Source organism: Pantoea sp. Pa-EAmG, assembly GCF_030024295.1.
GTDB lineage: Bacteria > Pseudomonadota > Gammaproteobacteria > Enterobacterales > Enterobacteriaceae > Pantoea > Pantoea dispersa.
In genome coordinates this window covers 1-23,321 of the sequence record NZ_JASEWO010000060.1, presented here as the reverse complement: position 1 = coordinate 23,321, position 23,321 = coordinate 1, and the positions used below count along the sequence as shown (strand labels likewise).

The 23,321-nt window shown below is 58.4% G+C and carries 17 protein-coding genes; 9 read left to right on the top strand and 8 right to left on the bottom strand.

Annotation, left to right across the window (positions count from 1 at the left end):
* Window positions 1-276 precede the first annotated feature (276 nt).
* On the top strand, window positions 277-1,299 hold the full coding sequence (locus QMM04_RS10485; RefSeq protein WP_282996129.1) for an alpha/beta hydrolase: 1,023 nt from the start codon (window positions 277-279) through the stop codon (window positions 1,297-1,299).
* Window positions 1,300-1,306: 7 nt separating this feature from the next.
* On the opposite strand, the gene QMM04_RS10480 is transcribed toward QMM04_RS10485, so the two are convergent.
* The 3 genes from QMM04_RS10480 to proP all read right to left on the bottom strand — a co-directional run bounded on the left by QMM04_RS10480 (window position 1,307) and on the right by proP (window position 5,206).
* Complete coding sequence (locus QMM04_RS10480) at window positions 1,307-2,281, bottom strand: sensor domain-containing diguanylate cyclase (RefSeq protein ID WP_088516893.1); 975 nt, start codon at window positions 2,279-2,281, stop codon at window positions 1,307-1,309.
* Between the two features lie 115 nt (window positions 2,282-2,396).
* On the bottom strand, window positions 2,397-3,374 hold the full coding sequence (hemB, locus tag QMM04_RS10475; RefSeq protein ID WP_031279816.1) for a porphobilinogen synthase: 978 nt from the start codon (window positions 3,372-3,374) through the stop codon (window positions 2,397-2,399).
* 326 nt (window positions 3,375-3,700) lie between these two features.
* A complete protein-coding gene (gene proP / locus QMM04_RS10470) occupies window positions 3,701-5,206 on the bottom strand; it encodes a glycine betaine/L-proline transporter ProP (protein WP_021508120.1) in 1,506 nt (501 codons plus the stop codon).
* Between the two features lie 359 nt (window positions 5,207-5,565).
* Between proP and QMM04_RS10465 the strand changes: the two genes are divergently transcribed.
* Window positions 5,566-6,357, top strand: a complete 792-nt coding sequence (locus QMM04_RS10465; protein ID WP_058774975.1) for a hypothetical protein — start codon at window positions 5,566-5,568, stop codon at window positions 6,355-6,357.
* Window positions 6,350-6,820 carry a hypothetical protein gene (locus QMM04_RS10460; RefSeq protein ID WP_282996128.1) on the top strand — a complete coding sequence of 157 codons (471 nt, stop codon included), beginning with the start codon at window positions 6,350-6,352 and terminating at the stop codon, window positions 6,818-6,820. Before QMM04_RS10465 ends, QMM04_RS10460 begins: the two co-directional genes overlap by 8 nt.
* 27 nt (window positions 6,821-6,847) lie before the next feature.
* Here QMM04_RS10460 and QMM04_RS10455 read toward each other — a convergent pair whose 3' ends face one another.
* The 3 genes from QMM04_RS10455 to QMM04_RS10445 form a co-directional block, all read right to left on the bottom strand.
* Window positions 6,848-7,807, bottom strand: a complete 960-nt coding sequence (locus tag QMM04_RS10455) for a D-2-hydroxyacid dehydrogenase family protein (protein ID WP_264441888.1) — start codon at window positions 7,805-7,807, stop codon at window positions 6,848-6,850.
* Window positions 7,782-9,386 carry an EAL domain-containing protein gene (locus tag QMM04_RS10450; RefSeq protein ID WP_058770992.1) on the bottom strand — a complete coding sequence of 535 codons (1,605 nt, stop codon included), beginning with the start codon at window positions 9,384-9,386 and terminating at the stop codon, window positions 7,782-7,784. Before QMM04_RS10450 ends, QMM04_RS10455 begins: the two co-directional genes overlap by 26 nt.
* Before the next feature lie 339 nt (window positions 9,387-9,725).
* Window positions 9,726-10,802: an AI-2E family transporter gene (locus QMM04_RS10445; RefSeq protein ID WP_282996127.1), complete on the bottom strand. Its 1,077-nt coding sequence runs from the start codon at window positions 10,800-10,802 to the stop codon at window positions 9,726-9,728.
* A 208-nt stretch (window positions 10,803-11,010) separates the two neighbouring features.
* Between QMM04_RS10445 and QMM04_RS10440 the strand changes: the two genes are divergently transcribed.
* The 3 genes from QMM04_RS10440 (at window position 11,011) to iolB (ending at window position 15,194) form a co-directional block, all read left to right on the top strand.
* Window positions 11,011-12,234 (top strand): MFS transporter, encoded by a 1,224-nt coding sequence (locus QMM04_RS10440; protein ID WP_262265141.1) that lies wholly within the window; start codon window positions 11,011-11,013, stop codon window positions 12,232-12,234.
* A 615-nt stretch (window positions 12,235-12,849) separates the two neighbouring features.
* On the top strand, window positions 12,850-14,355 hold the full coding sequence (locus QMM04_RS10435; RefSeq protein WP_021507389.1) for a CoA-acylating methylmalonate-semialdehyde dehydrogenase: 1,506 nt from the start codon (window positions 12,850-12,852) through the stop codon (window positions 14,353-14,355).
* Window positions 14,356-14,378: 23 nt separating this feature from the next.
* On the top strand, window positions 14,379-15,194 hold the full coding sequence (iolB, locus tag QMM04_RS10430) for a 5-deoxy-glucuronate isomerase (protein ID WP_058759327.1): 816 nt from the start codon (window positions 14,379-14,381) through the stop codon (window positions 15,192-15,194).
* Window positions 15,195-15,315: 121 nt separating this feature from the next.
* Here iolB and QMM04_RS10425 read toward each other — a convergent pair whose 3' ends face one another.
* Together QMM04_RS10425 and iolC are read right to left on the bottom strand one after the other, a co-directional pair.
* On the bottom strand, window positions 15,316-16,158 hold the full coding sequence (locus tag QMM04_RS10425) for a MurR/RpiR family transcriptional regulator (protein ID WP_031279682.1): 843 nt from the start codon (window positions 16,156-16,158) through the stop codon (window positions 15,316-15,318).
* A gap of 457 nt (window positions 16,159-16,615) precedes the next feature.
* Complete coding sequence (iolC, locus tag QMM04_RS10420) at window positions 16,616-18,529, bottom strand: 5-dehydro-2-deoxygluconokinase (RefSeq protein WP_021507392.1); 1,914 nt, start codon at window positions 18,527-18,529, stop codon at window positions 16,616-16,618.
* 545 nt (window positions 18,530-19,074) lie between these two features.
* Between iolC and iolD the strand changes: the two genes are divergently transcribed.
* The 3 genes from iolD (at window position 19,075) to iolE (ending at window position 23,053) form a co-directional block, all read left to right on the top strand.
* Window positions 19,075-21,009 carry a 3D-(3,5/4)-trihydroxycyclohexane-1,2-dione acylhydrolase (decyclizing) gene (gene iolD / locus QMM04_RS10415; protein WP_282996126.1) on the top strand — a complete coding sequence of 645 codons (1,935 nt, stop codon included), beginning with the start codon at window positions 19,075-19,077 and terminating at the stop codon, window positions 21,007-21,009.
* Window positions 21,010-21,073: 64 nt separating this feature from the next.
* Window positions 21,074-22,087: a Gfo/Idh/MocA family oxidoreductase gene (locus QMM04_RS10410; RefSeq protein WP_282996125.1), complete on the top strand. Its 1,014-nt coding sequence runs from the start codon at window positions 21,074-21,076 to the stop codon at window positions 22,085-22,087.
* A 69-nt stretch (window positions 22,088-22,156) separates the two neighbouring features.
* On the top strand, window positions 22,157-23,053 hold the full coding sequence (gene iolE, locus QMM04_RS10405) for a myo-inosose-2 dehydratase (RefSeq protein ID WP_282996124.1): 897 nt from the start codon (window positions 22,157-22,159) through the stop codon (window positions 23,051-23,053).
* The last annotated feature ends 268 nt before the right edge of the window (window positions 23,054-23,321 follow it).

Genomic DNA, 23,321 nt, shown 5'->3' with positions numbered 1-23,321 from the left:
TTTAAGCACTGGCGTAACGTAAAGTTTTATCAGGAAATGGCTTTTTTATTAATTGTCATCAAGACTGGTCTTGTTTATCGTGAAATTAATCACCGACATGTTGTGATGATGTTGAATAGTTGCCGTAATTACGGCCGTTATTATTAACGCAAATGGGTTATCGCTTTGCGCGGCTTAACAGTCAAAGGTGTGACGGGCGGCGGCACGGTGCATCAATATCCACCGGCGGTTTTCGTGCCAGACTGAGGGTTTTTCCCCCTGTACAGAAGAGGTCACATGACGTTTCGTTTTCGATTAAAACCGTTACTCAGCGTAGCGCTGACGTCAGCGATGCTGTGCGGCACGCTCAGCGCGCAGGCCGCAGAGGCCGTGTATGGCGAGCAGCTGGAGGGATTTCACTATCCTTATCCGCTGCAGCATTTTACCTTCTCCTCCCAGCAGCAGTCACTCAGCATGGGCTATATGGACGTGAAGCCGGCGCAGCAGGCCAATGGTCAGACAGTGGTGCTGATGCACGGTAAAAACTTCTGCGCTGCCACCTGGGAAGACACCATCAACGCACTGAGCCAGCAGGGCTATCGCGTGATTGCGCCGGATCAGATTGGTTTCTGCACCTCCACCAAACCCGCCCGCTATCAGTACAGCTTCCAGCAGCTGGCGCAAAACACCCATCAGCTGTTAGCGCAGCTCGGCATTGAGAAAGCGGTGATCGTTGGCCACTCGACCGGCGGTATGCTGGCGACGCGTTACGCACTGATGTATCCGCAGCAGACGCAGAAGCTGGTGCTGGTCAATCCGATTGGCCTTGAGGACTGGAAGGCGAAGGGCGCGCCATGGCGCTCAGTGGATCAGTGGTATCAGCGCGAGCTGAAGCTTGATGCGGCGGGCATTAAGAAATATGAGCAGCACACCTATTACAGCGGCCAGTGGAAGCCGGAATATGACAAATGGGTGCAGATGCTGGCCGGGCTGAATAAAGGACCGGGGCATGAGAAAGTGGCGTGGAATTCGGCGCTGATCTACGACATGATTTTCACCCAGCCGGTCTATTACGAGTTTAAAGACCTGAAGGTGCCGACCACGCTGATGATCGGCACGGCCGATACCACGGCGATTGGCAGCGATATCGCTTCACCGGCGGTGAAAGCGCAGCTCGGCCATTACAACGTGCTGGGCAAACAGGTGGCACAGCTGATTCCTGGCGCGCGGCTGATTGAGTTCCCCGGCATGGGGCACGCGCCGCAGATGGAAGCGCCAGCGAAGTTTAATCAGACGCTGATTGACGACCTGGCGCATTAAGGAGCGGCTATCTGCGCGGCTGCCTTTTCTGGTACTTGGCGGCGTACATGCGTGCGTCGCTGCTTTCCAGCAGCTGCTCCAGCGATTGCGGCTGCTGCGGATCAAATTCCACGATGCCCGATGAAAACTGCAGCGTGTAACGCCGCTCCAGATCCTGCATCTGTTTATGCAGATAGTGGGCGAAGCGCGCCAGCGTCGCTTCCGCTTCGTCCTGACGAATACCGTTCAGCAGCACCACAAACTCATCGCCGCCGAGCCGGGCAAAGATATCGGCATGGCGAAAACTCACCTTCATGGCATCGGCAAAGTCCATCAGCGCGCGATCGCCCTCGCGGTGGCCATGCCGGTCATTGATGGCCTTAAAGCCGTCGAGATCGAGAAACGTCAGGCTGGCGGGCAGCTGTCTCAGCTGGCACTCATTCAGCGCCATCTGACCCAGCGTCATAAAGCCGCGCCGGTTGGTGATTTGCGTCAGCTCATCGGACGTCGCGGTCTGAAACGCTACCAGCTCGGCTTCGGCCATGGCCGCCAGATCGCGCAGCGCGTGCAGATCCTCCGCGTTAAACTGGCGCGCATGATTATCGATGATGCACAGCGTACCGACTTTGGCACCGGACGGCGTGCGCAGCGGATAGCCCGCGTAGAAACGCACCGGATTGTCTGCATCGGTAACCAGCGGATTATCGCTGAAGCGCGTGTCGGCCAGCGCGTCCTCAACCACCATCACCTCATCCTGCAGGATGGTGTGGCCGCAAAAAGAGATGTTACGCGCGGTGGTTGGCCGATCAAAACCGTCGCTGGATTTAAACCATTGATAGTCATTCTCCAGCAGACTGACCATCGCGACCGGAACGTCAAACAGACGTCGGGCAAGGCGGGTTAAACGGTCAAAACGCTCTTCTGTGGGTGTGTGCAGAATGTTGAGCGCACGTAACTGGGCCAGACGCTGTGATTCGTCCGCAGGCAGTGCAGGTGCTTTCATCGCGTAACTCTTTTAATGATGGATGTGTTACAGCAAACCGGATGTCGTGCCCGCGCAGGGGCAGAGAGCACTAAACAACCGCGGCAATGCGCGATTGTTCAGCGTAACGAGAGGATCAGAGCACTTTTTGCTCGGCAAGATCAAGGGCGAAATAGCTGAAAATGAGATCTGCACCGGCACGCTTAATGGCACCTAAGCTCTCCAGCACCACGTTGCGTTCATCGATGGCGCCCGCCTGGGCGGCAAATTTGATCATCGCGTACTCACCGCTCACCTGGTAAGCCGCCAGCGGCAGCGTGGTGCGCTCGCGGATATCACGCAGGATATCGAGGTAAGCGCCTGCCGGTTTAACCATCAGCGAATCTGCACCTTCCGCTTCATCAATCAGCGACTCGCGAATCGCTTCACGGCGGTTCATCGGGTTCATCTGATAGGTTTTGCGGTCGCCTTTCAGCGCGGTGCCCGCCGCTTCACGGAACGGGCCGTAGAACGACGAGGCGAATTTGGTGGAGTAGGACATGATAGCGGTATCGGTGAAGCCGGCCGCGTCCAGCGCCTGGCGAATCGCTTTCACCTGGCCATCCATTGCTGCTGACGGCGCGATGAAGTCGGCACCGGCCTGCGCAGCAACCACCGCCTGTTTGCCGAGGTTAATCAGCGTCTGGTCGTTGTCGACGCCGTGATCGCACAGCACGCCGCAGTGGCCGTGGCTGGTGTATTCGCAGAAGCAGGTATCGGACATGACAATCATTTCCGGCACCGTGTCTTTGCAGATGCGCGACATGCGCGCCACGAGGCCGTTTTCGTTCCACGCATCGCTGCCGGTGGCATCGGTGTGGTGCGAGATACCAAAGGTCATGACTGAACGGATACCGGCTTTGGCGATGCGTTCGATTTCGTACGCCAGACGTTTTTCCGGAATGCGCATCACGCCCGGCATGGCGTTGATTGGCACGTAATCATCCACGCCTTCTTCAACGAAGATCGGCAGGGCCAGATCGTTCAGGCTGAGGTGGGATTCCTGGAACAGTTCGCGCATCGACGCGCTTTTGCGCAGTCTTCTTGGGCGCTGAATGAGATTGAAATCAGACATGCTCGATTAACTTATGCTGGTGAAAAAAGTGGCGACAGTTTACCCCTTTTCGCCGGGTAGCATGAAGGATTGTGTGCGGTGCGGGCCGGGCGTTGTTGCCGGTCGGCATGAATGCCGACCCTACAGCGCACCAGGCCACCGCAGAATCATCACCCGCAGGGCACGCATTGATGCGCACCGGGAATCAGCAGAATCCCAACTCGCAACATACCCGTAGGGTGCGCATTGATGCGCACCTGGAAGCATCACCCGCAGCACACACATTCTCACGCACCCGGCAACCGCAGAAACAAAACTCCCGCCGGGTGGCGGGAGTGAAGGGCAGATTACTCGTTGATGTCCGGGTGCTGCTGCACCAGGTTTTTCCGCTTCGCCTCAAGGCGGGCGATCTCTTCATCAATATCTTCAATCTTCTGCTCGATATTGTCGTGATGCTCCTGCAGAATCTCACGCGCTTCTTCGAGGTCCGATGCCGCCGGTGTCGCGCCGCGCAGCGGTTTGTTGGCGGTCTCTTTCATGTACAGACCGGTCACCAGACCGACCACCGCCACCACCATCAGATAGTAAGCCGGCATATACAGATTGTTGCTGGCTTCCACCGCCCAGGCGGTCACGGTTGGCGTCAGACCGGCAATCAGAATCGAGATGTTGAAGGCGCTGGCCAGCGCACTGTAGCGAATGTGCGTCGGGAACATCGCCGGCAGTGACGAGGCCATCACGCCGGTGAAGGCGTTGAGGATCACCGCCAGCAGCAGCAGACCGGCAAAAATCAGCCCCAGTACGTTACTGTTGATCAGCATAAAGGCCGGAATCGCACAGAAGAACAGGGCGATACTGCCGACGATCACGAACGGACGACGGCCGAAGCGGTCGCTCAGCATGCCCATCACCGGTTGCACAAACAGCATCCCCATCATGATGGCGATGATAATCAGCACGCCGTGATCTTCCGAGTAGTGCAGGTTATGCGACAGATAGCTCGGCATGTAGGTCAGCAGCATGTAATAGGTCACGTTGGTAGCGAGCACCAGACCGATACAAGCCAGCAGGCTTTTCCAGTGTTTGCTGGCAATCTCTTTAAACGACACTTTCGGGCCGTCGCGCAGACCTTCGCGGTCGCCTTGCTCCAGCTTCTCAACATGCTGCTGGAACGCTGGCGTCTCTTCCAGTGCGTGACGCAGATACAGGCCGATAATGCCCAGCGGCAGCGCGAGGAAGAACGGAATACGCCAGCCCCAGTCGAGGAATTTCTGCTCGCCAATCACCGTTGAGATCAGCACCACCACGCCCGCGCCCAGCACGAAGCCGGCAATCGAACCAAAGTCCAGCCAGCTTCCCATGAAACCGCGCTTACGGTCCGGCGAATATTCGGCGACAAAGATTGACGCACCGGTATATTCCCCGCCCACCGAGAAGCCCTGCGCCATTTTCGCCAGCAGCAGCAGTATCGGTGCCCAGATGCCAATCGAGGCGTAAGAAGGGATCAGGCCGATACAGAAGGTACTGATCGACATGATGACAATGGTGATCGACAGGATTTTCTGGCGACCGTATTTATCGCCCAGCATGCCGAAGAACAGGCCGCCCAGCGGACGGATCAGGAACGGTACCGAGAAGGTCCCGAGTGCGGCAATCATCTGCACGCCAGGCGAGGCGTCCGGGAAGAACACTTTACCCAGCGCGTAGGCCACAAAGCCATAAACACCGAAATCGAACCATTCCATCGCGTTACCGAGTGACGCGGCGGTAATGGCCTTACGTAAACGAGCGTCATCGATAATCGTGACGTCATCCAGCCCAATAGGTTTTACACGCTTCCTACGTAATTTCATGAGGTTACCCTGTATTGGAATTCAAAAAGTCCTCAACGCTGCGGACTCGGTGGAGCGTTCAGTCCGCGGCGTTGAGAAAATTAAAGCATAGCCGTGAAAGTGGTTTTTTCCCTGGCCTGCCAAAGCAATTATTACTCAGGTAATTATTGCATCCCGCGACAGAGTATACCGTTTAAATGTGATATTTGTCATGTTTCCGCCAATAACTGGCTATTTTTTGGCTAAAACTATGGCCGTTTTGGTCCGCAATCGCGGCAAAAAAAATTGTCTGAATCGCGACGCAGGCCGCAGCGTAGATGCGCGGGCGAGCGAAAATATCTATACTTGCGCCAGTTTCTCTGCCGGAGATCGGGCGACGCATGGCACGCTTTGTTTTATTTGCAAAAAGTCTCTGTTTTGACGTTGACCAGCAGGTCCTCTTTCCGGTGCAGTCGCCCGCGCACCGCGTGGCGCTGACGCCGCTGCAAACCGCCATTCTGCGGCGCGTGATTGATGCGGATGGCAAACTGGTGCGCAACCAGACCCTGCATGCGCTGTTCCAGCGCGTCCCCAGCGACACACCGTTCGCCGAGCGCCTGACGGCCACCATTGCCGCCATCAATCAGCAGGCGCAGTTGGCACACGCGCCGGGGCCGCTGGTGCATCAGGTGCCGCTGATTGGCTGCGTGCTGGCCGATCAGGTCGATGTGGCGCCGCTGAGCGATGAGCCGGTGGCTGCGCCAGCGGCAGCGGTGGTCAGTCCGCAACCTGCGCCCGCGCCGGCCAGCGTAAAGAAAAAGCGGCCTGTGCTGCGCTGGGTAATCGTTGCGCTGCTGCTGGTGAATGTCGCGCTGGCGCTGCTGGCACGCCAGATGTTTGCGCCGGTGCAGCACGATGCGCTGGATTTCCGGCCGCTGCTGCGCATTCAGAACAGCCAGGTGTTTATCCCCAGCCACCTGAAAGCCGATTCGTGGGTGGTGCAGGACGCGCTGCGGCGCTATCGGCAGTGGCAGCCGCGCCTGCCGGATGGCTCAGCGCCACCGATGGTGTACATCAACCCGGTGCGCACCCGACTCTTTTCCAGCACCTTCCTGTGCGCCAAACCGATCGCGCAGAAGGACAACGAATGTATTTCATGGATGGTGTCAGCGCAGGAGATACCCGATGCGTAAAGCGATAATCACCACGGCAGTGGTGCTGGCCTTTGTGCTGCCGTGGGCGCTGGCGCTGCTGCTGCGGCCGGCAGAACCGGTGCCGGAGTGGTGTGAGGTACCGTATCGTATTGATCATGAAGGCGCGCCGGCTGGCGCGATTGATGCCACCATTCGCACGCGCTTTAAGGCGGACGGCAGCGGCAGCTCAACGCTGATCGGCACCGTCACGGTACGCGATCGCCACTATCGCCTGCATCGCGTATCCGATACCACCTGGCGCCGCCAGGGCGATTTCATGCTCAGCACCACGCGCAACGTACGTATCCTGGCAGACGACACCGTACCGCCCGCGCTGGCGGCGCAGATCGTGTTTTCGCCAGCGCGCGAGGGCAATAACGATTATTACCAGATGTACCAGCTGCCCAATGGCGACCAGATGATTAATTATGCCGGGCTGCCGCGCCTGTACTGCCATAGCTAACCCTGATGCTGTCGACGCGCCGGGGGCTTAAAGCAGCGAGCGCAGCGGCGCGCCGTGCAGCCAGCCAGCAATATCTTCCACCGCCTCGCTGAAGTAGGTGCGGTAATTAGTGTCGGCGACGTAGCCCAGATGCGGCGTCGCCAGCACGTTCGGCAACTGACGCAGCGGATGATCGGCCGGTAGCGGCTCCTGTTCAAAGACATCCAGCCCGGCGCCCGCCAGCTGACCAGACTGCAGTGCGCTGATCATCGCCTGCTGATCGACAATCCCGGCGCGCGAGGTGTTAATCAGCAGCGCACCCGGCTTCATGTGCGCCAGCGCCGCGCCGTCCAGCAGATGACGGGTGCGCTCACTCAGCACCAGATGAATCGATACCACATCGCTCGCCCCGAGCAGCGCCGGCAGCGAAGCCATCTTCTCTGCGCCGCACGCCGCTGCGCGTGCTTCGCTCAGGTTCTGGCTCCAGGCGCACACGCGCATGCCAAAAGCGCGCGCCACGTTAGCCATCTCACCGCCAATCTTGCCCAGCCCAAGCAGGCCGAGGGTTTTGCCGTGCAGCGCCATGCCCAGCGTATGCTGCCACGCACCGTTGCTGCGCAGCGCCTGGCTCTCCGCCGGGATATGGCGTGCCAGACCGAGCAGCAGCCCCCAGCTCAGTTCCAGCGGCGCCGCGCTGCTACTGGCGGTGCCGCACACCGCAATCAGCCGTTCGGCACAGGCGTGCAGATCGATTGAGGCATTGCGCATGCCGGAGGTGACAATCAGCTTCAGATTGGGCAGGCGGCCTATCAGCCGGGCGCTGAGCGGCGTGCGTTCGCGCATCACCACCAGGATGTCGGCGTGGGCGATGTGAGCGACCAGTTCATCTTCGTCGGCGTAGTGGCGGTGCAGCGCGCTAGTTTGTACCTGCGGTTGCAGCGATGCCCAGTCGGCCAGCGACAGGGCAACATTTTGATAATCATCAAGAATGATGCAGTTCAGGCTCATGATGGTCCTCAACGGGAAGCGGTTGGCGCCCCTGCTGATTAAGCCAGGCGCGAAGCTGGTTATTGTCCATCGGACGGGCGTAATAATAGCCCTGAATAAATACCACGCCACGCTGCTGCAGATACTGAAATTGCAACGCGGTTTCTACCCCTTCACCCAATACCTCGAGCTGCAGCTTGTGGCACAGATTGATGATGGCATCCAGCACCGGGGTTTCGATCTCCAGTCCTTCAATGGCGTTGATAAAGCCGCGGTCAATCTTCAGGTAATCGAGCGGGAAGGTCATCAGATAGGAGAGCGCACAGTGGCCGGTGCCGAAGTCGTCAATCGCCACCTTCATGCCGTGCGACTGCAGATAGCGCAGCTTGCGCGACACCGCGTCGCCGTCCTCGATCAGGCTGCGCTCGGTAAGCTCCAGCGTGATCAGCATCTGTTTGTCACGGATGTTGCGGGCAAAACGCATCATGTCCTGCACAAAATCGGGGTGTTGCAGATGCTCAGCCGCGAGGTTAAAGCCAATGTGGAAGCCCGGTTCAACCTGCCAGCTCTGGATATCTTCCGCCATCATCGCCAGTAAATGCTGGGTCAGCGGCACGATCATGCCTTCCGCTTCGGCATGGCTGATGAAGATATCCGGGCGGATCATTTCGCCGTTGGGCCGCTGCCAGCGCATCAGCGCTTCCGCACCGGTGCAGCGCTGAATCCCGGTGCTGTACACCGGCTGATAGTGCACCGTGAACTCACGGTTGCGTATCGCCCGGCGAATTTCATCCGCCCATGAGAGGCGGCGGCGCAGCCAGTTGGCGGTCAGCACCATCAGCAATATCGAAAAGATGGCGGCCATTGGCAGAAAAATAAGCAACGCCTGGCGCCAGGCTTTGATCAGCTCGGCGGCGGGTACCGTCACGCTGACGCTGATCGGATAGCGGCTGGACTCCGCCTGATAGTTGGCGCTGCTGAGGTACAGCAGTTCTGGCTGGTCGTCCGGACCGCTGGCGATGGGGCTGCCGCCGTTGAAGCGCAGGCTCATCTGATAACGGTTCGACTCGCCGATGGCGCGCATGAAGTCCATCAGATACTGGCCATCAATCACCGCCCAGAAACCGCTGCTGTCCGGCAGGTGACGCACGAAAATCACTGCCGGGCGATCCGGTACGCCGGAGGTGCCGCGAATCGACAGGCTCCACCAGGCTTTGCCGGTCACCGGCGGCGACTGCATCATCATCCCGGCCAGCGTGTCGTGCTGCAGCCCGTAAGCCGACGAGCAGGTGATTTCGCTGCCCTGCAGGGTACCAATCGAGCGGAAGTAGGCGTTAAGGGTGCCGGCGCGCTGCAAATCTTCATCAATATCGGCGCAGCGACGATTCTGGTACTGACGCAGGCGGGTCACCATGTCCCAGGCGCTGTCGCTCATCTTTTCTGCCTGCGTCAGCAGGGCATTGGCGGTGGCAATTTGCTGCTGGCTGACCGTATGGCGCGCCTCAATGGCTGTGCAAAATATGCCCAGCACCAGCGGTAATAACCCGGCACAGACAATCAACAGCCAGCCAAAATCGCGTTGTCGTTTTTGCAGAGGCACCAGACTTTCCTCGGTCGGTTTAAGCAGCATTCAGGGAGCGCGTTACGGCGTCAGCAGCATAACACTTTCCCGCGGCCGTGCATGTTAGCGTTTTGATTTTCCACCAATCTGATACAAGTCAATTATGGTTCGCGCTTTGCGTTTATTGACAATGTTTTGCCGTTACTGGCATTTCCCGGCAGGAAAAAGCCTGTGGCACGAGATGAGTAAAAGTGTTGCGCCAGAATCATCAGGCATGGCGATGCGCGCTGACGCCATACGGCGGTGGCGTCACTGCGCAGGGAAGCTGCCAGACGATCGGCAAATACCGATTGTCTGGCATCGTGGCGTGGTAAGACGTTACGGGCGCGACGCGGGCCGGTTATTTTTGACGCGCAGGCGCGGTTTGGGGCGGCCATTACCCAGCATTATCGCCAGCCGGCTGCCGCCCGGCGTGGTTTCCATCAGGATTTTGGTGACGCTGGTCAGCGGCACCGACAGCAGCATCCCGACCGGACCGAGCAGCCAGCCCCAGAAAATCAGCGACAGAAACACCACCAGCGTTGACAGTCCCAGCCCGCGTCCCATCAGGCGCGGTTCCAGCATATTGCCAAACACCATGTGAATGGCACTGAACAGCGCCGCCACCAGCACGGCGTCATACACATCATTCAGCACCAGTGCCTGAATAAACGGCGGCACGCCGGCGATAATCGGACCGATATTGGGGATAAAATTGAGGATAAAGGCGACAACGCCCCAGAACAGCGCAAATTTGACGTCCAGCAGCATCAGCACCAGCCACACCGCCAGCCCGGTAATCAGGCTGACCAGCGTTTTCAGTGCCAGGTAGTGCGTGACGCCCTTCAGCGCTTTGTGCAATCCGGCGATGCGGATCTGCGGATTCATCATCGCATTGCGCAATTTGTACGGCAGATGGTGCACCTCAAACAGCATGAACACCACGGTCAGAATCAACAGCACCACATTGGTCATGGCACCGGAGAACTGCGCCAGCAGCGTGGTGGCCATATTCATAATCACATTGGGATCGAGTCGTGCCGCCAGTGCGCTGGTGGAGATATTGATATGAAACTGCGCGGCGAAATGCTGCAGCACCATCAGCTTCTGTTCCAGCAGGCTGCGGATTTGCGGATAGGTATCGCTGAACTCGCTTACCGAACTGGCCAGCACCCCGACCAGCAGCAGCATCACAATGAAGATCACCGTGATAACCAGCGAGATCGCCACGCCGCGCCGCAAACCCCGGCGCATCAGCAGGGTCACCAGCGGATTAAGCACAATCGCCAGGAAGCTGGCGAGTAAGAAGGGCACCAGAATATCCGACGCGGCACGAATGCCCGCCAGAATAATCACTAACATCGCCAGCTTGACCAGGATGTTCTGGCCAATTTTCTCCTGTGGCTTTTCGTTCATTCCCTCTCCTGAATGGTGGTTCGCTGTGGAAAGTGTAGTTGAACGCCAGTAAGTAATTGTTTGTTTAGGAGTAAGCGAAGCGAACCCGATAAGCACCGCCGGAGATACCGCCATCAGCCCGCCGCTAATCGACGGTGCGCACGGCGAGAAAAGGCGTATAGTGAAGCTTCAGCTATAAAAATTCCGTCAAACACGAGCGCAATCACTCATGCCTGACCAGCCCGCCGCGGCCGAATACAGCCGTTTTCGTCTGAATTTACAGATTCTCTCCATCGTGAAGTTCAACTTCGCCACCTATCTCACCATTGGCCTGCCGCTGGCGGTGCTGCCGGGCTTTGTCCATGACGGCCTGGGCTACAGCGCTTTCTGGGCCGGCGTGGTGATCAGCCTGCAATATGTTGCCACGCTGCTGAGCCGTCCGCATGCCGGTCGCTATGCCGACAGCTGGGGACCCAAAAAAGTGGTGGTGCTTGGGCTGTTTGGCAGCCTGGTGAGCGGGCTGTGTATTTTGCTGTCGGCGCTGATAGAGGAGCAGGAGGTGCTCAGCCTCGCGCTGCTATGCCTCGGGCGCGTGCTGCTGGGCGTCGGGCAGAGTTTCTGCGGCACCGGCACCTCGCTGTGGGGCGTGGCGAAAGTCGGCTCGCTGCATATTGGCCGGGTGATCTCCTGGAACGGCATTGTCACCTATGGCGCAATGGCGATTGGCGCACCGCTTGGAGTGATGATCTTTCGCAGCGGCGGCCTGCTGCTGCTCTCCAGCGTGATTATCGCCATCAGCGTGCTGGCGATAGTGCTGGCGCTGCCCCGTGCGCCGGTGAAAGGCAGCAAGGCCAAACCGCTGCCGTTCCGCGCGGTGCTCGGTAAGGTGTACGGTTTTGGCCTGCTGCTGGCGATGGGCTCGGCGGGCTTTGGCGTGATCGCCACCTTTATCACCCTGTTTTATCAGGAGCAGGGCTGGGACGGTGCTGCCTTCGCGCTGACGCTGTTCAGCGCTGCGTTCGTCGGCATGCGCCTGCTGTTTCCCAACGCCATTAATAAGCTCGGCGGACTGCGCGTCGCCAGCCTGTGTTTTGCCGTCGAGGCGATTGGCCTGCTGCTGGTGGCGGGCGCGTTCGATCCGTGGATGGCGAAGTTCGGCGCTTTTCTCACCGGCGCCGGTTTCTCGCTGGTGTTCCCGGCGATTGGCGTGGTCGCAGTTAAAGTGGTGCCGCAGCAGAACCAGGGCAGCGCGCTGGCCACCTACACTGCGTTTATGGATCTGTCGCTCGGCATCACCGGTCCGATCGCGGGCTTTATCATGAGCTTCGCCGGCGTACAGCTGGTCTACCTGCTGACTGCGCTGCTGGTGGGATTTGCGCTGCTTTGTACCCTGCGGATGATCAAGCGTCAGGCTGAGATGCCAGCCGGGGACGCGGCGTCCAGGTCGCCATAAATGGCGCCCCTACAGCATGACAGAGCGCGCATTGATGCGCACCGGGCAATCGACGGGGCCAACACCGCAGGGTGCGCATTGATGCGCACCAGGCAATCCACTGCGGCAATCACGCATCGGATGGGGGAAACAGCTGAAAAAAAGGCCTCCGACCGAGGCCAACACTAACAAAAGCGTGTCGCTAAGACACAGATAAGGGTTCGTTTCACATCGCATTGTCTGCAGATGCTGCAAAGAAAACATTTATTTCGTTTTAATTGAATTATGAAATAACGGATATTGGATCTGCCTCGCAAAAATTTCATATTTCGTTTCATCCAGCCACGCTCCGGCGCTGACCCTCTCGCTGACTGATCGTCCTGCTAATCTCACTGCTGCTGATTACGGGTGCAGGCCGCATCGGCATTGTCATCAGGCCCGCACTTTGCGCCAGTCCGCTGACGCTGGCGGAAAAATGCGATCCAGGCCGCTAAAAGTAAATTTTCCAAAAAGAACTATTTGAAAAATTTATTTCACTGTAATAGCTTCATAGCACGCTTTCCGTATTGCCTGATCGGGCGCGACCCAGACTGACCCGCGGCCTGCAGGGACCTTACACATCAAAGAGGCAACGACATGACTATCGTAGGAAACTTTATCGGCGGCAAAATCACGCACAGCGCCAGCAACGAAACCATTCCGGTCTACGATCCGGCGACCGGCAAAGTGATCCGCGAACTGACGCAAAGCACGGCGGCAGAAGTGGCGCAGGCCATTGAGGTCGCCCATGCGGCGTTTCCGGAATGGTCGAAAACGGCGCCGCTGCGTCGTGCCCGCGTCATGTTCAACTTCAAAGCGCTGATGGAAAAACATCGCGATGAACTGGCGGCGCTGATTGTTTCTGAGCACGGTAAAGTCTGGTCCGATGCGCTGGGTGAGCTGACGCGCGGCATCGAAGTGATCGAATTTGCCTGCGGCATTCCGCACCTGATCAAAGGGGAAAACTCACCGAACGTCGGTTCCGGCGTCGACAGCTATTCGCTGATGCAGCCGGTGGGTGTGGTCGCGGGTATTACGCCGTTCAACTTCCCGGCGATGGTGCCGCTGTGGATGTTCCCCATCGCGCTGGCGTGCGGTAATACCTTTGTGCTGAAGCCGCCGGCGCTCGATCCTTCTGCCTCGGTACGCATGGCTGAACTGCTGAAAGAAGCGGGCCTGCCGGATGGCGTGTTCAACGTGGTGCACTCCTCAAACGAAGACGCCGAGCAGCTGTATAAAGATCCGCGCATCGCGGCGGTCAGCTTCGTCGGCTCGTCCGGCGTGGCCGAGCACATCTACAAAACCGCCAGCGCGCATGGCAAACGCGTGCAGGCCTTCGGCGCCGCGAAAAACCACGCCATCGTGATGCCGGATGCCGATCTGGATGCCACCGTGAACGCCATCATGGGCGGTGCTTTCGGTTCTGCCGGGGAACGCTGCATGGCGCTGCCGGTGGTGGTGGCGGTTGGCGATGATACGGCTGATAAACTGATTTCGCGCCTGACGCCGCTGATCAAAGCGCTGCGCGTGGGGCCGGGCATGCAGCAGGGTGCCGAAGAGAATGAAATGGGGCCGGTGGTATCCGCTGCGCACCAGAAGAAAGTGCTGGGCTACATCGACAAAGGTGAGCAGGAAGGCGCGACGCTGGTGGTTGACGGACGCGGCGTGAAAGTCGCGGGCCATGAAGAGGGCTACTACGTTGGCGGTACGTTGTTCGATAACGTCACGCCGGAGATGGTGATTTGGCGCGAAGAGATTTTCGGACCGGTGCTGAGCATCATGCGCGCCAGCGACTTCGACAGCGCGCTGCAGCTGGTAAATAGCCACGAATTTGGTAACGGCAGCGCCATCTTTACCAGCAACGGCCACACCGCCCGTGAGTTTGTGCATAACGTGGAAGCGGGCATGGTGGGCGTCAATGTGCCGGTGCCCGTGCCGATGGCGTTCCACAGCTTTGGCGGCTGGAAGCGTTCGGTGTTTGGTGCGCTCAACGTGCACGGTCCGGACGGGGTGCGTTTCTACACCCGCATGAAAACGGCAACCGTGCGCTGGCCGAGCGGTCAGCAGACCGTTTCTGAATTCAGCATGCCAACGCTGGGTTAATGTCGCGCAACAGGAGAAACAGGATGTCACTGATTTCAAAAGTGCAGCAGCCGGACAGCCACGGGCGTATCCAGCACGTGACGCCCGAGAGCGCCGGCTGGGAATATGTGGGCTTTGACGCTTATCTGCTGAAAAAGGGCCAGACGCTGCGGTTAAGCAGCGGCGAGAGAGAGCTGTGCCTGGTGCTGGTGGCCGGTCTGGCGTCGGTGAAAACCCGCGACGCAGAATTCCCTGGCATCGGTAAGCGCCTGTCGCCGTTTGAGCGCACGCCGCCTTACTCGGTTTACGTGCCGCATCATGATGAGGTTGAAGTCACTGCCGACAGCGATCTGGAGCTGGCGGTATGCAGTGCGCCGGGCAGTGGCAACCTGCCGGCGCGGCTGATTGCACCGCAGGATGTTGGCGTGGAGCACCGTGGCAAAGGGCGCAACCAGCGCCTGGTGCATAACATTCTGCCGGATAATCAACCGGCCGACAGCCTGCTGGTGGTGGAAGTGTATACCGACGAGGGCGCGACCAGTTCGTACCCCAGCCACAAGCACGATGAGAAGGACAGCCCGGACGAAACCTATCTGGAAGAGACCTATTATCACCGTTTCGATCCCGAGCCCGGTTTCGCCATGCAGCGCGTCTACACCGACGACCGTTCGCTCGACGAGTGTATGGCCCCGTATAACCGAGATGTGGTGACGGTGCCGCGCGGGTATCATCCGGTGGCGACGCTGGCCGGTTACGATAACTATTATCTGAACGTGATGGCCGGGCCGGTACGGCTGTGGAAATTTACCTGGGAGAAGGATCACGCCTGGGTGAACAGTGAGCAGTATCCGCGTCGTTAATCGGGTCTCCGCGCGGTCGCCGGAAATGCGCACCAGGTTAAACGGCACACGCATTCACTGATGCGCACAGATAAAAAAAGGCAGCCAGATGGCTGCCTTTGTTCCATTCGGTACCCGGGGTTTATTCGCTGCTGCTGTTATTCAACGCCAGTGACACCGCCAGGGTTTGCGCCAGGCACAGCGAGGCCACCTGCGAGCGGAAGCCATCTACCTGCGCTTCGCGCACCACAAAACAGACATCGCTGAACGCCGCCAGCGGGCTGACCTGGCTGTCGGTGATGGCGATCTGATGCGCGCCACGTTTAGCGCCCAGCTCCACCAGTTCCACCGCTTCGCGCGCATACGGCGAGTAGCTGATAGCGATGACCACGTCTTTCGGATTCACCATGCTGAGCTGTTCAGTGAACATGCCGCCCAGGCCATCAATCAGAAAAGCGCGACGCTCCAGATGGCGCAGCGCATACACCAGATACGAGGCCACGCTGAACGAGCGGCGCAGACCGATGATGTAGATGTTCTCCGCCTCGTTGAGCATTTTCACCGCTTTGTTCAGCTGGTCGGGATTCACCTGCATCGCCAGCTGCTGCAGCGCCTGGCTGTTGACCATGGTAAAGACGTTGAGGATCTCCACCGGGCTCTCCGGTGAGCTGGCGCTGTCGTCGGTGGCCGTCTGGCGGAACAGGCGCGCCCGTTCGGTATAGTTCACGGTCTCTTCCATCAGGTGCTGACGAAAGACCTGTTTCATTTCGTTGAAGCCGCTAAAGCCGAACGCGTTGGCGAAGCGGATCAGCGTGGAGGGCGGAACATCCGCCTGCTGGGCGATAGAAGCGACGGTATCAAACGCGATGCTGTTGCTGTTATCAAGGATATAACGAGCCACCTGCTTCAGGCGTTTACTCAGCGTCTCATAGCGACGACGGATATCGTCCTGTAACAAGGTTAATTGGGTTGGATTATTGGTCATTACTTCGGCCCGCTAAAAAAGAAAATATGGCTGGATAATGAGCGCTATAGTACCAGATGGATGGAAAATTTCATTTGTTTGACGCTATCGTGAAGGCTATTTCATCGGTTTATGAATTGCCTCACAAAACTCAGGGGGTTGAGGGCTTGCCCTCACCCTAACCCTCTCCCGCAGGCGGGAGAGGGAACAGTCCGGAGCGGTCTGATCGGTCTGCCAGGACTGGTACAATGCTTAACGAGCTGCCTGAACGGCTCCCTCACCCTAACCCTCTCCCGCAGGCGGGAGAGGGGACAGTCCGGAGCAGTCTGACCGGCCTGACAGGACTGGTACAATGCTTAACGACCTGCCTGAACGGCTCCCTCTCCCGGTGGGAGAGGGCTGGGGTGAGGGCATCCGCGCGCAACACACTAAAAAGCGGCCCGTCAGGCCGCTTCTCAGTACATCCTCTGCAAATCCGTCAGCCGCGCGCGGCGCGCCAGTAGCCAATCAGGCGCAGATAATTGCCTTTCACGGTCTCAATCAGCGCCTTATCATCCAGCTCACCGTTCAGCCACTGGCGTGACGGCTGGCCAAAAATGGTGCGACCGACGGCAAAACCTTTCACCCACGTCGCCTGCGCGGCGGCGGCGAAGCCGGCTTTCAGCTTCTCTTCCGGCGCATCAAGGCCGAGTAACAGAATGCCGCGACAGTGCGGATCCTGCTGCTCAATCAGCTCGCCGATCGCCTGCCAGCTCTCCGCCGTCAGCGGTGGTAGCTTCCACCAGTCCGGCTGCACGCCCAGGCTATAGAAGTGGCTCAGCATATCGTAATAGTAGGACTCGTTACGGTCCGGGTTGCTCTCCGGCAGAATCACTTCCAGCAGCAGCTCGTGCCCGCTCTTGTTACAGCTGCGCCACACGTCAAGAACCAGCTCGTCCTGCTCTTTACGCAGTTCAGCACTGTCATGGGGATGGTAAAACACCAGGCATTTGACGACGTGTTCGGCCGGCCAGTCCACCAGCTGAGAGCCAATATTGCCGTGCTCAAGACGCAGTGGCCGTGAGCTCGGTAGCTCAATGGGCCGCCCAATCCACCAGTGCTTGCCGGTGATGGCGTTGAGCGCTTTCTGGCCGTACGTGGTATCCGCCAGGATGCCACTCTTCTCATTGAGACCGGCTTCGTTAGCCGCCTCCTGTGCCGCCTGCAGCAGCAACAGCTTCAGTTGCGGAATGCGCTCCTCGCTGACACCCGCTTCGCGCGCCATATCGGCCAGCTGTTTACGGTGGTCAAAGGCGAACACATTCAGCTCGGGCCATTGCTGCTTACGCGTGGTAACGCGATGCAGATGATTGAGGCGCGCGTCCAGATCCGGGCGTTTCACTGCGTTATCGCGGCTGAGGAAATCGTCCAGTTCCTCTTTCGTTGGCATCGCCGGCGCACAGCCGTGACGGGATACCACCAGCGCGCCACAGGCGTTGGCGTAGCGGCACGCCTGTTCCCAGCTCTCATCGTTGAGCCAGCCGCGCAGCAGGCCCGACATAAACGCATCGCCGGCACCCAGCACGTTGAGCACCTCAACGCGCACGCCGCTGTGCAGGCGCGTCTGTTCCCAGCTGTCAGGAATCTCGCCCTCAAACACCACACAACCCAGCGGCCCGCGTTTGCAGACCAGCGTGGCGCTGCTGGCCTTACGCACATTTTTCAGCGCGGTCAGCGTATCGGTACTGCCACCGGCGATATGGAACTCTTCTTCCGTGCCGACGATCAGATCGAAATAGTGCACTACTTCCTGCAGCTGCTGCGTCACCTGGCCGGATTCGATGAAACGCGTTTCACCGTCACCCAGTGACGTAAGACCCCATAGCACCGGGCGATAATCGATATCCAGCGCGGTGCGCAGGCCGTTGCGCCGGGCGATATCCAGCGCTTTCAGCACCGCCGCCCGCGTGTCCGGATGCGACAGGTGGGTGCCGGTTACCGCCACGGCGCGGGACGAGGTTATGAACTCTTCGCGAATGTCCTCGGGAACCAGCCCCATATCAGCACAGTTGTCGCGATAGAAAATCAGCGGAAAGGTCTCTTCGTCTTTGATGCCGAGAATCACCAGCCCTGTCAGGCGCTGCTTATCGGTGATCAGCCCGTCAGTATTGCAGCCCACGCGCTGCAGCTCTTCACGCAGGAAGCGGCCATTGTGTTCGTCACCGACGCGCGCCAGCATCGCCGACTTCAGCCCCTGAATCGCGGTGCCATAGGCTACGTTGCCGGAAGAGCCGCCGAGGTATTTGTTAAAGCTGGTCATATCTTCCAGGCGCGAGCCAATTTGCTGGCCGTAAAGATCGACGGCGATGCGTCCAATACAAATCACATCAAGCCGCTTCTGTTGTGTACTCATACTGATGGTTTCCTTCTGTGATAAGCAGACACGGCGGGCGCTGCCGCCCACTATCAAGCGCAATGCTTCCGGGGTCTCAGGGTGCCTGACTGGCTATGTGGGCAGTATGAGGAATAAAAATTCCAAACACAATATGAAATGAAACATCCATCGCGATTTTGTGAGCCAGGTAAAACTCTGGTGCCGCCACCTTTCCCGCCCTTTACGGCTTGCCCGTTTCGCGGGTGCTCTGGCTTGTGAGCCAGCTCGCAGGAAATGATGACAGATGAGAGGAAGCTGCTGACGTGAAATGAAATTTCGTTATGATGGCTGAGGCACAGCAGGCTGTTTCACTTTGCTGTCATCCCGTCCCGTCACCGCCCGCGTTTCAGCGCCGAATTTGATCTTCATCGCAAAATGAAATGTTTCTTCTGTAATCAGGTTTAATGGAAAAAACATTTGTTTATAATCGCCACACGTTTCACTTAGCGTCGGGCGCGTTTTCACCGCCGACCCGAACCGCGTCGTACCCCCTGAGCGGGTACCACATGTAAAGGAAGAAGCATATGGGCACTATCAGACTGACTACCGCACAGGCGCTGGTGAAATTTCTGGATAACCAGTACCTGAACGTTGACGGCGTTGAAACCAAATTCGTGCACGGCATCTTTGCTATTTTCGGCCACGGCAATGTGCTCGGCCTCGGCCAGGCACTAGAGCAGGACAGCGGCGATTTACAGGTGTATCAGGGCCGTAACGAGCAGGGTATGGCGCACGCTGCCATCGGTTTTGCCCGGCAGTCGCTGCGCCGTCAAATCATTGCCTGTACCTCTTCCGTCGGACCGGGTGCCGCCAACATGATTACCGCGGCAGCCACGGCAACAGCCAACCGGATTCCACTGCTGTTGCTGCCGGGCGATGTGTTCGCCACGCGCCAGCCGGACCCGGTGCTGCAGCAGATCGAGCAGAGTCACGATCTCAGCATCAGCACCAACGATGCCTTCCGCGCAGTGAGTAAATACTGGGACCGCGTGAGCCGTCCGGAACAGCTGATGACCGCCTGTATCAATGCGCTGCGCGTGCTGACCGATCCGGCGGAAACCGGGGCGGTAACGCTGGCGCTGCCGCAGGATGTGCAGGGCGAAGCCTGGGATTTCCCGGAATACTTCTTCCAGAAACGCGTGCATTTGCTTGACCGGCGTCTGCCGACGGCGGCCCAGCTGGACGCGGCGCTGGCATTGGTTGCGCGTAAGCACAAGCCGCTGATTGTAGTGGGTGGCGGCGTGAAATACTCCGATGCCGGTCAGGCGCTGCTGAGCTTTGCCGAGCGTTTCAATATTCCGTTTGCCGAAACGCAGGCCGGCAAAGGCACCATCGTTTCCGACCATCCGCTGAACGTGGGTGGCGTGGGTGAAACCGGCTGTCTGGCGGCGAACCTGCTGGCCAAAGAGGCCGATCTGGTGATCGGTATTGGTACGCGCTATACCGATTTCACCACGGCCTCAAAATGGATCTTCCAGCATCCGGAAATCAGCTACCTCAACATTAACGTCAACAACTTCGACAGTTACAAGCTGGATGGCGTGCAACTGCTGGCGGATGCACGCGAAGGATTAACCGCGCTGGAAGCCGGACTGAACGGCTTTGAGAATCACTGGGGTGGCCAGATTGAACAGGCGCAGAGCAAGCTGCTGAAAGAGACGCAGCGCGTGTACGCCGCCACTTTCAACACCGACGACTTTATTCCGGAAATCGCTGACCACATCGATCGCACCGCGCTGTTCGCTGAGTTTGAGCGTTTGACAAAGTCGGTGCTGACGCAGAGCAGCGTGCTGGGCACCTTAAACGAACAGCTGCCAAAGGATGCGGTGATTGTCGCCGCCGCCGGCAGTCTGCCGGGTGACCTGCAGCGCGTATGGCGCACCAAAGATTACAACGCGTATCACGTTGAGTACGGCTACTCGTGCATGGGTTACGAAGTGAATGCCGCGCTGGGCGTGAAGCTGGCACAGCCGCAGCGCGAAGTCTACGCCATGGTGGGTGACGGCTCGTTCATGATGCTGCACTCCGAGCTGGTCACTTCGATTCAGGAAGGGGCGAAAATTAACGTCATCCTGCTGGATAACATGACCAATGGCTGCATCAACAACCTGCAGATGGAACACGGCATGGACAGTTTCAACACCGAGTTCCGCTTCCGTAATCCGCAGGGCGGCAAGCTGGATGGCGGCTTCGTGCCGGTTGATTTCGCGGCGATAGCCGCCGGCTACGGCTGTAAAACCTACCGTGTCACCACGCTGGAGCAGCTGAAGGCGGCGCTGGAAGATGCGCAGCAGCAGACGGTTTCGACCCTGATTGACATCAAAGTGCTGCCAAAAACCATGGTGCACAAATACTTCAGCTGGTGGCACGTCGGCGTGGCGCAGGCTTCCACCTCAGAGCGGACGCAGCAGGTGGCCGACAAGCTCAATCAGCATATTCAACAGGCGCGTAAGTACTAACCCTTTTCAGGCCGGCGCTGCCCGGCCCGTTTTACCCTACTTATCCGACTCTACAGGTGTAATTATGACGCTCAAACTCGGTGTAATCGGTACCGGCGCAATTGGTCAGGAACATATTCGTCGCTGCAACAACGTGCTGCAGGGCGCAAAAGTGGTGGCGGTTTCAGACATCAATGTGGAAGGTGCGCGCGCGGCGCTGCAGCGGCTGAATATCCAGGCCGAAGTGTATCAGGATGGTCATCAGGTAATTAACTCGCCGGAAGTGGATGCCGTGCTGGTGACCTCGTGGGACCCGACGCATGAAGAGTTCACGCTGGCCGCGATTGCCGCCGGGAAACCGGTGTTCTGCGAGAAGCCGCTGGCGCTGAGCGCAGAGGGCTGCCGTCGCATTGTTGACGCCGAGATCGCGCACGGCAAACGTCTGGTGCAGGTGGGCTTTATGCGCCCGTATGATGCCGGCTATCGCGCGCTGAAAAAGGTGATCACCGACGGTGACATCGGCGAGCCGCTGATGCTGCACTGCGCGCACCGTAATCAGAGCGTCGGCGAGAATTACACCACCGACATGGCCATCACCAACACCCTGATTCACGAGCTGGATGTCCTGCGCTGGCTGACCGAGGACGATTACAAAAGCGTGCAGGTGGTGTTCCCGCGCACGACCTCAAAGTCACACGTGAAGCTGAAAGATCCGCAGATCGTACTGTTTGAAACGCAGAAGGGCATCCGCATCGATGTGGAGATCTTTGTGAACTGCGCGTACGGCTATGACATTCAGTGCGAAGTGGTGGGCGAAGAGGGCATCGCCAGACTGCCGGAGCCGTCGGCCATTCAGATGCGCAAAGATGCCCGCCTTGGCAACGCGCTGCTGACCGACTGGAAAGATCGCTTTATCGACGCCTACGACGTTGAGCTGCAGGCGTTTATCAATGATGTGAAAGCGGGCCAGCTGAGCGGGCCTTCCGCCTGGGATGGCTTTGCCGCCTCGGTGGCTGCCGATGCCTGCCTGAAGGCGCAAACTAGCGGTGCGATTGAGCCCGTTGCCATGCCGCCGCGTCCGGCGTTTTACCAGAAATAATCAGGCGCGTGCGCTAAACCTATCCACGGCAGCGGATTACCGCTGCCTCTCTGTGTCAGGGAGCTGAAAATGAACCAAGAGAACGTCAAACTGGCGATTGCGCCGATTGGCTGGACCAACGACGACATGCCGGAACTCGGCAGCGAAAATACTTTCCAGCAAACGGTCAGCGAGATGGCGCTGGCGGGTTTCACCGGCAGCGAAGTGGGCAGCAAGTATCCGCGCGATCCGGCGGTGCTGAAGCCGATGCTGGATATCCGCGGTATGCAGATTTGTAACGCCTGGTTTAGTACCTTTTTTGCCAACGGTGACAAAGCGAAAACCATCGATCAGTTCATCAATCACATGAATTTCCTGCACGCCATGGGCGCGCGCGTGATTGGCTGCTCGGAACAGAGCAAAAGCATTCAGGGCACGTCGCTGCCGGTGCTGGAGCAGAAGCCGGTTTTCACGGACGAAGAGTGGCGCCTGACGGCAGAAGGTTACAACGAACTGGCGGCGATCGCGGCGCAGAAAGGAATGCGCGTGACGCTGCATCATCACATGGGCACCGGCATTCAGACGCCAGCCGAAATCGACCGTTTTATGGCAATGACCCACGATAACGTCGGTCTGCTGTACGACACCGGCCACATTTACTACTCCGAAGGATCACAGCAGGTGATGCTGGATGTGCTGACCCAGCATCTGCCGCGTATTTTCCACGTGCATCTGAAGGATGTGCGTGACAGCGTGGTGGCAGAGGTGCGCGCAAACTCGCTGTCGTTCCTCGACGGGGTGAAAAAAGGCACCTTCACCGTACCAGGCGATGGCGTGATCGATTTCACACCGGTATTCAAAATCCTCGCTGATTACGGCTACAAAGGCTGGATGGTGGTCTTAGCGGAGCAGGATCCGGCCATCGCTAACCCATTCGAATATGCAGTGAAAGCCCGTAAATATATTCGTGACAATGCCGGGCTGTAAGTTAGCGTGTTAATTAGCGCAATGAATTGCGCCGCTACGGTAAATGCGGCAGTGACTTTCGTCATTATCGACCGCACACACTGTAGCGGCGCGATTTATCGCGCTATGTATCAATTGCTCCTCTGCAATTGACTCATTTCGTTGTCTTTATTCACTGTGTAATTTCCTGAATCCAGTGAGAATATCACGCCACCATCCTGCTTCCGCTGAATTTTCATCAGTAAATTTTTATCCAGACAATTAGCAGGGGGGTGCATTTGCTTAAAGC